Genomic DNA, 8,552 nt, shown 5'->3' with positions numbered 1-8,552 from the left:
ATGTTCGGCCGTGCCAGCCTCGATCTCCTTCGCAAACGCGTTTTGCTCGCACGGTGACACCCTCCGCACCGGATCACAAGATCGTCGACAGAACCAAGATCCGCGACGGTGCGGTCACCGGCCGGCCGACCTGTGCGGCCCTGGCCGTCACCACCGAGGGCCGGCGCGAGATCCTCGAACTGTGGACCGGCGACGGCGGCGGGGTCGTCGAGCACCGGCTGCACGTCCTCGACCTGGACCGAGGAGCGCGGCGTGAACGTCGTGCTCGTGCTGGTCTGCGACGGGCTCGAGGGCCTGCCCGGGGCGGGGGAGACGGTCTGGCCCCGCACCATCGTGCAGACCTGCGTGGTGCACCCGCTGCGGAACTCCTTCCGCCGTGCCGCCCGCCAGGACCGGGACAAGATCGCCCGCCTCCTCGAGCCCGTCTGCACCGCACCGACCGAGGAGGACGCCCCGGAACGGTTCGCCGAGTTCGCCGACGCCTGGGGCCGGAAGCATCCGGCGGTCCTGAAACCGTGGGAGAACGCCTGGGGGAACTCACCCCGTTCCTCCGCTTCGACGCCGGGATCCGCCGGATCGTCTGCACGACGAACGCGATCGAGTCGGTGAACGCGCGGATCCGGCGGGCGGCCAAGGCCCGCGGACACTTTCCCGACGAGCAGGCCGCGTTGAGGTACGCCTGCATGGCGGTCATGCCGCTCGACCCCACCGGCAAGGGCCAGGGCCGCTGGACCATGTGCTGAAGACCGCCTTGAACGCCTTCGACGTCACCTTCGACGGCCGCTTCTCCCGCCGGCCCGCTGCCGTTGCCAGGAGCGCTGGGTGAAGGGCTTCCCGCGGTTTCCTCCTGCGCGGCGGCGGGGTCGTCCCGACTGACGGCACCGGACGAGGTCTTCGCAGCTGTGACCAATGGTTTCGTACGGGCTTGTCGACTCCGCCGGTGGGATCGGTGCCCGGGCCGACGGCGGTGTCGGCCGCAAGGGCTCCACCGGCCGCTTGCCCGGACTCCGGGCGTACGGACGGCGCCCTCCGGCCCGTTGGGGTAGCCCGGCCTCTCACGGGTACGCGTGTCCGGAATCCCGTCGGCGACGAGCGCCTGTACGGACACCTCTTCGAAGCAGTGGGAGATGGAATGAGGCTCCGCGAGTCGGCTTCGGCACTGACCGCCCGGTGTTACGCCGAAGTGCTGGCCGGACGGTACCGTCTGGACGCACTCATCGGCTCGGGCGGTGCCGCCGACGTCCACCGCGGCTTCGACCTGCGTCTGAGGCGACCGGTGGCTGTCAAGGTCTTCCGGCCCGGAGCCGACACCGACATGGAGGAACGTTTCCGGAGCGAAGCGGTCATTCTGGCTAGACTGCAGCACCCCGGGCTGGTCACCGCCTACGACGCCGGACGGCACAACGGCCGCGCCTACCTGGTCATGCAACTGGTCGAAGGCCCCACGCTGAAGGGCCGCATCGCCGGAGGTCCTCTGTCCTCCGAGGAGACGGCCGCACTCGGCACCGATCTCGCCGAGGCCTTGGCCCACGCGCATGAAGCGGGGATCGTCCACCGCGATGTGAAGCCGTCCAACATCATCCTGGACGCATCCGGGCACCCCCACCTGACCGACTTCGGTATCTCCCGACTGCTCGACGCCACCACCCGTACCGCCACCGGCACACTCATCGGCACCGCCGCCTACCTGTCCCCCGAGCAAGTGCTCGGCCGGTCCGTCAGCCTGCCCGCCGACATCTACGCCCTCGGTCTCGTACTCCTCGAGTGCCTCACGGGCAGGCTCGAATACGGCGGAGGCCCCCTCGAGGCCGCGATCGCACGACTCCATCGCCGGCCCGCACTGCCCGACTCCCTGCCGGAGGACTTCGCGACCCTGCTGCGGAACATGACCGCCCTGGACGAGCGGGAACGACCTACGGCACACGAGTGCGCCCGGACACTGACCGCCCTCGCCCGCACGGCGGATTCCGTACCCGTTCCCTCCGCGCCCCGCGCCACGAGCGTCGCGCCGGGTCGGGGACCGGTGCGGGACGCCGAGCCCACGCACCCGAGCCCGTTGCCCGCCGGCAGCGCGACCGGGCCGAAAGCCGCCGCCGCACGGCGCCGCACCCTCATCGCCGGTGGCACTGCCGCGCTCGCTGCCGTGCTGACCACTGTCCTCGCCCTCCCCGACGGTCCCTCAGACCGAGGAAGCGGCGAGAAGGAGACACGGGCTGCCGGCCGCACCTCCGCACCGGCCGACCCGCCGCACACCGCGGCCGAAGGGAATGGCGCGACATCCGTGGCTCCGTCGTCATCCATCCCCGACGCCTTGGCCGAGCCGCCCCGTGACGCCTCCTCGGAGCGAAGCCCTCGATCCGCTCCGGCTGACCCGATCCGGAATCCAGCCGCCGACACCGCCCCCCACGGCACCGAAGCCTCAACGCCCCACTCCCACCCGGACGGTGCTCGGGAAGGCCTGACCACGAACCCCTCCGTTACGGAGAAGGGGAACAGGGCGAAGACCCCCGGCGAACGACCCGGCAGGCCCGAAACGGCTGAGAGGGGCCGGGAAGGAGCGCAGAAGGAGGCGCAGAAGGAAGAAAGGAAGGCGCAGAAGGGCAAGGGAAAGACGGCCGAGTCGGACTGAGGCCCCGCCACTGGGACGGAGGCCCGGCGAACGGGACCGGCCGCTTGGCGGCCGTCCGGGAGGGCCGGGCAGCGGCTGAAGCGTGTCGCACGCCTTGCCGGTGGGCGCCGTCCGGCGGGCTGGGCCGGTGAACGACGGGGGAGCGGTCAGGGGACGAGGCTTGGCGGGGGTGGGGCGGCAGTCGACGAGGCCGTCGACACCGGTGTGCCGTAGGAACCGTAGGACGGAGCCGGTGGGGCCGGCCAGGCACAGTCGGCCGTCGGCCGCGGTGACGGCCCGGTGGGCGGTGACGAGGACGTCGATGCCGCTGGAGTCCATGAAGGCGACGCCGCGCATGTCCGCCACGACGCGCGGGCGGGGGTGCCGGAGGCGTCCGGGGTCTGCCTGGCCGATCACCGGTGTGGTGGTCGATCTCCCCGGCCAGGGTCAGCACACGGATGCCGTCAGCGGTGGCGGCCGCCACGGCAGGAGCCGGGGCGGGTACGGGGTGCGGGGGTGGACGCGATGGATCCGGTGGCCGCGGGCGGGGACGGCACCCTGCCGTACGAGCGGGCCGTACGGGCAACGGTGGCTCCGGACGGCGGCGGCGCGGACGTCGCCCGGCTGTCGCTTCCCCACCCGCGGGCAGGCCGAGTACGGCCTGCCCGTCTCGCAGCGCGCCCCGGACGTGACGCAGCCGGTGGTCGGTGAGCTGGTCACCAACGCCCGCAAGTACGCGTCCGGACCGGCACCGTCGGACCCGCGCCTCGTCGGCGACGCGGTCGAGGTGGCGGTGGGGGACTCCGAACCGGTGCTGCCGGCCGTCAGGGCCGCGGACGTCGGGCGGGTGGGACGGCACGGGCTGGAGATCGTCAGGGCCGTCGCCCAAGACTTCGAGGTACGGCTGGAGCCGGTCGGCAGACGCGGCACCGCCCCCATCGCCCTGACGGACGATCAGGGCCGCCGCATCGCCGGACGGGACCCGTGCAGGCGGAGGGCGGCGAAGGCTCTTGCGAACCGAACCGACCCGGCACGCCCCGTACTGCCTGACCGGGGACTGCTGCCGCAGGCGTGACACCCGTGCGCCTGCGCACCGCGCGGGAGACAGGTCTGCCCCAGGCTCCGCGATGCCCGCTCTCGCTCTTCGCCCGCACCCCGGAAGGCGTCGCCCCCGACCTCGGGGCTGCACGGCAGCGAGCGGCCGGCGAACGGACGCGGCAGCAGGCGTGCGAGCCCCCGTCTCGCCCCTCCCACGCAGGTCACTCGGGCGGGTCGACCCGCGTTCGGAACTGCTGCCAGCAGTGGTGGACGTGCTGTTCAGCCTCTCGCACGGCGCGGGAGGCGGCGTCCGGGAGCGCGGCCGCGGATGATGCGGCCTCGTCGGTGCACGGTGCGGTGTGACCGCGCACCGGGTGTGCTTCACGGGCGACACGCCTCCGGTCGCCCTGGCGGAGGACGACCGCCCGGGCGACCAGGATCGCGGCGATGACTGCTGCAGCGGTCAGCGCGGCAGCCGCATGCTGATCGGACATGACTCGAAGGGTCCTTCGTGGGAGTGCTGGTCGGAAGACGGGAGGGCCGGCCGGTATGCGTGTTCTGCCGGCCCTCCCGCCTCCTCGTGCCCGTCAGCCGGGCGGGTTCGGATCAGGCGGTGCCGCGGACGCGGTCGACGGCCGCTTCGACCCCGGTGAGGGGCGCGCCCCGGAGTGCGACGGCGAGGAGGGCCCCGCGCCAGGAGGGGTCTTCGCCGGTGGTGTTCGGGATGTCCTCGTCGCGGCCGGACGTCCACCACGTCCGTCGGGACAGCGCTTCCGGGGCGGTGCCGCTGACGGCACCGAGCACCGGACCGACCGGCTTGTGGGCGGTCCTCGACGCCCTCACCCGGCTCACCCCTTCCGACGGCGGCAAGCCAGCCACACCACGACCGCCGCGCCCGCTGCCGTCAGCAGCGCCTTGCGGTTGTCACGCGCCAGTTGCGCCCCTCGGGCGGTCTTCTGCCGCACCGGCTCGGGTGCCTTGTCCTGCCACATCCGACCGGCCTGGGCCGCCTTCGCCCGGGCCTGCTCGGCGGCCCGGACGGCCTTGTCCTTGACCGGATCGGGCAGCCTTTCCTGCGTCTGACGAGCCAGGTCGGCGGCCTTCTCCTTCAGCTCTCCGCCCTTGAGCGCGGCTTGCCCCCTCAACTCGCCGGCCTTCGCCGCAGCCTGTTCCCTGACCTCGGCGGCCTTCTCCTGGGCGCGAGCCCTGATGTCGGTCTTCGCCGCGAGCACCTCGACTGTCTTCCCGAGCTCGGTGCGGGTCCGCTCGACCTGCTCGCGCAGTTCCTGAGGGCTGGAGGCGGTGGGCTCGTCGTGGGGCGGCTGGGTCATCGGTGCGCACTCTCCTTGATCTCGGCCACATCGGCCTTCACGTTCTCGACCGTCTGCTCGGGCGTGAGCGGCGAGGCCCGGTCGACCTGCTTCTTCCCACTCATGACCATCACCGCGGCGATCACACCCAGCACCGCTGTGACGATCAGACCAGCTGCCCACACCGGCAGCGCCACCGCCAGTGCGGCGATCACGCTGGCGACCAGTGCCTGCGCCATGAGGAAACCGACGACGCCGGCGCCACCGAACAGGCCACCGCCCTTGCCGTAGCGCTTGCCCTTTTGCTTCATCTCCGCCTGGGCCAGGCGCAGTTCGCCGCGCACCAGCTCGGTCAGCTGTTGCGAGGCCCGCTGCACCAGCTCGCTCACCGGCTCCTGGCCGGAGCGGCCGGTGTCCGGGACGGATCCGGCACGGTGTGACTGCATGCTCGACACGGAGGTCACCTCCCATCTCTCCGAGTTCCCGCAGGACCGGGCCCAGTCATGTGCCCGGTCCTGTCCGATGACGGCACGAGTACCCCGAACAGGCGAGTTCAGGGCGGGTGACGTGACCGAGGGGCCCACTGGCTTCCGCCGATCGCATCCAGCACCCCGCCGTGCCCGGCCTCCCGGGCCGCCGCCTCGACACGGGTGAACAGGTGCTGCTGCAGGGTTACGTCGCCTGTTGCCGAGATGCGGTCCAACGGCGCGGAGCAGGACGCGGGTAGGCCGGGGCGTCGTCCGTGCCGTACCCGGCCGAGTCGCCCGGGCGCCGGGCGCGGGCCCGGCCAGAGGGGCGCGGGGCGTAGGTACAGGTGGGCGCGGAGTGCGCGCACCCGGCGTGCGGGGGCACAGGGCCGTCGCCAGGCGCGTCGCTGTGCCAGCATGCACCTGTGCCGTGGGACAACGACCACACCCAGGAGTGGACACGCCTGGCCACCCGTACGGATCAGGTGGTCGAGGCGGGTCTTCTCTGGCTGCGCACCCAGCGGCTCACGGACTTCCACGCGTACGCCGATGCCGCGATCCCGCTGATCGAGGAAGCCCTGCCCGCCCACCTGGAGCGGTGGGACGAGCGGTCGCCGGGGCCCGGCCCCGCCCCGGCGCCCGTGCCCGTCGTGAAGATCGCGGTGCCGTTGGTGCAGCAGCACCACGTCGCCGCCGACCACCATGCCGTCGCCGGTCAGGTGCGCGAGGCACGGGCGCTGCGGGTGCGTGGCGAGGCGCTGGCCGGGCGTCACCTGTCCGACGTGGAGCGGGCGGAGCACTGGGCGAGCGGGCACGCCGAGCACCTTTTCGCCGAGGGGCACATCGCACGGGCCATGGACCTGCTCGTCCGCGCCGACGGCCTGCTGTGCGCCCGGGGCCGGCGCCTCGCGGCCGTGGGCGTGCGGCTCACGCACGCGAGGCTGCTCAGGGAACTGGGGGACCACGACAAGGCGCTGCTCCTGCTGGAGGGGTTCGAGGAGTGGCTGGGGACACAGCGGCCGGGCGAGGGGAGGGTGCGTCTGGAGGGCGGCCTTGAGCGGCCGGTACGTGACCTTGCGCGGGCCGTGGAGGCGGAGCAGCGGTTCCATTTCTTCCAGCGGCTGCTCGACCTGAAGGCAGGGCTGCTCGGCGACACGTGGCAGTACGCGGAGGCCGAGCGCCTCTACCGCGAACTGCGGCGGGAAACGGGGCCGTTCGCGGATCTCCAGCTCGCCTCGCTGGCCTGGAGGCAGGGGGACGCGGGGACGGCGGGGAAGCTGTTGGACGCCCTCGCGCCGGTCTTCGACGACTCCGGGACCTCCGGGGTTTCCGGGCCCTCCGAGGGACCGGCCGAGCTGCCGCCCGGATATCCCGAGGGCGCCCTCGCCTTCCGCCGCACCGCGTACTGCCTGTTACGTGCCCGCGTCACCGACGACTCCGAGAAGGCCCTGGCGTGGTGCGCCTCCGGCCTCTCCGTGGCCGCCGGCCTGCCGCAGCCGGAGCTGGAATGGAAGCTGCACGCCGAGCGGGCGCGGCTGCTGCGGTCGGCCGAACGGTTCGCGTCGGCGCAGGCGGCGTACGGCGAGGCCGTGCGGATCGTCGACCGGCGCCGCCGCGTCTCCACCGGGCTGCGCTGGGACAACTCGTACCTCGTCGAGCGCTTGCCCGTCCTGCACGAGGCCCTGGACCTCGCCGTCGAACGGCGGGACGCACCCGCCGCGCTCGGGCTCGTCGACATGCTCAAGGCCCGCTCCTTCGCCGCCCGCCTCGCGCTGCTCCCGGTGCCCGGAGCGGACGCGCCCACCGCCGACGAGTGCGAACTGGCCGAGGTGACGGCGGAGCTCAACGCTTTGGAGTACGGCGACGTGAAGGGCGGGCCCGGGCCGGACGCCGCCGCGCGCGCCGCCGGTGCCCGGGAACTGCGCACGCGGCGCAGGCGGCTCGTGGAGCGCATCCGCCGTGACGACCCGCGCTGGCGAGCTGTGACCGAGGGCGCGCCGGTGGACCTGGAGGAGGCGGTGGGGGTGGTGGCGGAGCGCGTGTGGCGCTTTCCCGGCGGTCCCGGCGTTCCTGGCGGGCGCGGTCGGCGGGCCGCGCTGTCCCTGTACCGCAGGCAGGGGCGAGTCGTGGCCGTCGTCGTCAGTCCTGACGGGATCGAGGTCGGCGCCCAGGTGCTGTCCGGCGTGGTGGTGCGGGCCCTCGAGGCGTACGGGAAGGTGCTGCGGAAGAACGCGGGTGCCGACGTCGACCGCACGCCGCTCGACTTCTCCCTCGCCTTCGGAGTGGCCCTCGAGGACCTGGTGCCCCGGCGGCTCGTGGAGGCCGCCCTCGACGCCGACACGCTCCTCGTGGTGCCGCACGCCGACCTGCACGGGTTGCCCTGGCAACTGCTCACCGCCCTGGGCCGGCCGCTCGTCCGGCACACGGCCGTCGGCGTCCTGCCCAACCTGACCAGCCTGCCGGCGCTGGACCGGCCCCCGGCCCGCTCGGTGCGCGCCTCCCTCTTCGGCGTCCCCGACCGGCCGAAGCACCCGGGACTCGGCCCACTGGAAGAAATCGACGGCGAGTTGCGCGACCTGGAGCGCCTGTACGGGAGCGGGCGGCTACTGTCGCGTACCGCCACCGGGGCGCGGGCGGACGTACGGACCTTGCTCGGCCTGCTGGACCGCCAGGGCGGCCCCGGCACCGTCCTGCACCTGTCGTGCCACGCCACCGCGGCCGGTGACGACCCGTACGACGCGAGCCTCCACCTGGCCGACGGCAGATTAGCCGTGGCACAGCTCGCCGTGCGGCGCGTGCGGTACGACGAAGTCGTCCTCTCGGTGTGTTCCGGCGCGCTGCGGCCCGGCGGCACGGTACGGGCCGAGGGCCGGGTCCGGGTCGTCGGCGACGACGCGATCACGCTCGCGCACGTCTTCCAGGAGGCCGGGGCCGCGTTCGTCCTGGGCAGCCCGGCGCCGGTCGGGGACCGGTCCGCCCGCGCCTTCGGCCTCGCCTGGCACCGGCACCGCCTGGGCGGCGCGAGCCCTCTGCGGGCAGCGCGCGCGGCGGCCTGCGACCTGCTCGACGACGGACGTCCGGCACGGCACAACTGGGCCGGGCTGACGGGGTTCGGCTGCCGGTAGGCCC

7 protein-coding genes and 2 pseudogenes are annotated in these 8,552 nt (G+C 73.6%); 4 read left to right on the top strand and 5 right to left on the bottom strand.

Features of this window, described 5'->3' with window-relative positions; translation table 11 throughout:
• Positions 1 to 95 precede the first annotated feature (95 nt).
• Positions 96 to 826, top strand: a pseudogene (locus tag FHS37_RS32445) (IS256 family transposase); the annotation flags it as partial.
• A 306-nt stretch (positions 827 to 1,132) separates the two neighbouring features.
• Positions 1,133 to 2,629, top strand: coding sequence for a protein kinase domain-containing protein (locus tag FHS37_RS32440; protein WP_184827826.1), 1,497 nt, complete (start codon positions 1,133 to 1,135; stop codon positions 2,627 to 2,629).
• Positions 2,630 to 2,857: 228 nt separating this feature from the next.
• Here FHS37_RS32440 and FHS37_RS40170 read toward each other — a convergent pair.
• Positions 2,858 to 2,947: pseudogene (locus FHS37_RS40170) on the bottom strand (anti-anti-sigma factor); the annotation flags it as partial.
• Between the two features lie 349 nt (positions 2,948 to 3,296).
• On the opposite strand from FHS37_RS40170, the gene FHS37_RS41210 reads away from it, so the two are divergent.
• Entirely contained in the window at positions 3,297 to 3,683 is a 387-nt protein-coding gene (locus FHS37_RS41210) for an ATP-binding protein (protein ID WP_375372332.1), read from the top strand.
• Between the two features lie 184 nt (positions 3,684 to 3,867).
• On the opposite strand, the gene FHS37_RS32425 is transcribed toward FHS37_RS41210, so the two are convergent.
• From FHS37_RS32425 to FHS37_RS32410, 4 genes are all read right to left on the bottom strand, one after another.
• Positions 3,868 to 4,140, bottom strand: coding sequence for a hypothetical protein (locus FHS37_RS32425; protein WP_184827824.1), 273 nt, complete (start codon positions 4,138 to 4,140; stop codon positions 3,868 to 3,870).
• 112 nt (positions 4,141 to 4,252) lie between these two features.
• A complete protein-coding gene (locus FHS37_RS32420) occupies positions 4,253 to 4,489 on the bottom strand; it encodes a DUF4235 domain-containing protein (protein WP_184827822.1) in 237 nt (78 codons plus the stop codon).
• Between the two features lie 5 nt (positions 4,490 to 4,494).
• Entirely contained in the window at positions 4,495 to 4,977 is a 483-nt protein-coding gene (locus FHS37_RS32415) for a DUF3618 domain-containing protein (protein ID WP_184827820.1), read from the bottom strand.
• A complete protein-coding gene (locus FHS37_RS32410) occupies positions 4,974 to 5,402 on the bottom strand; it encodes a phage holin family protein (RefSeq protein ID WP_184827843.1) in 429 nt (142 codons plus the stop codon). The genes FHS37_RS32415 and FHS37_RS32410 overlap by 4 nt, the downstream gene beginning before the upstream one ends.
• A 446-nt stretch (positions 5,403 to 5,848) precedes the next feature.
• Here FHS37_RS32410 and FHS37_RS40910 point away from each other — a divergent pair, with 446 nt between their 5' ends.
• The gene (locus FHS37_RS40910; RefSeq protein ID WP_184827818.1) at positions 5,849 to 8,548 is read left to right on the top strand and encodes a CHAT domain-containing protein; all 2,700 of its coding nucleotides are present in this window, start codon (positions 5,849 to 5,851) and stop codon (positions 8,546 to 8,548) included.
• Positions 8,549 to 8,552: the final 4 nt, after the last annotated feature.

Source organism: Streptomyces griseomycini, from assembly GCF_014203535.1.
Taxonomy (GTDB): Bacteria; Actinomycetota; Actinomycetes; order Streptomycetales; family Streptomycetaceae; genus Streptomyces; species Streptomyces griseomycini.
The sequence above is the reverse complement of the archived record's forward strand: the minus strand, read 5'-3'. Positions and strand labels throughout refer to the sequence as shown.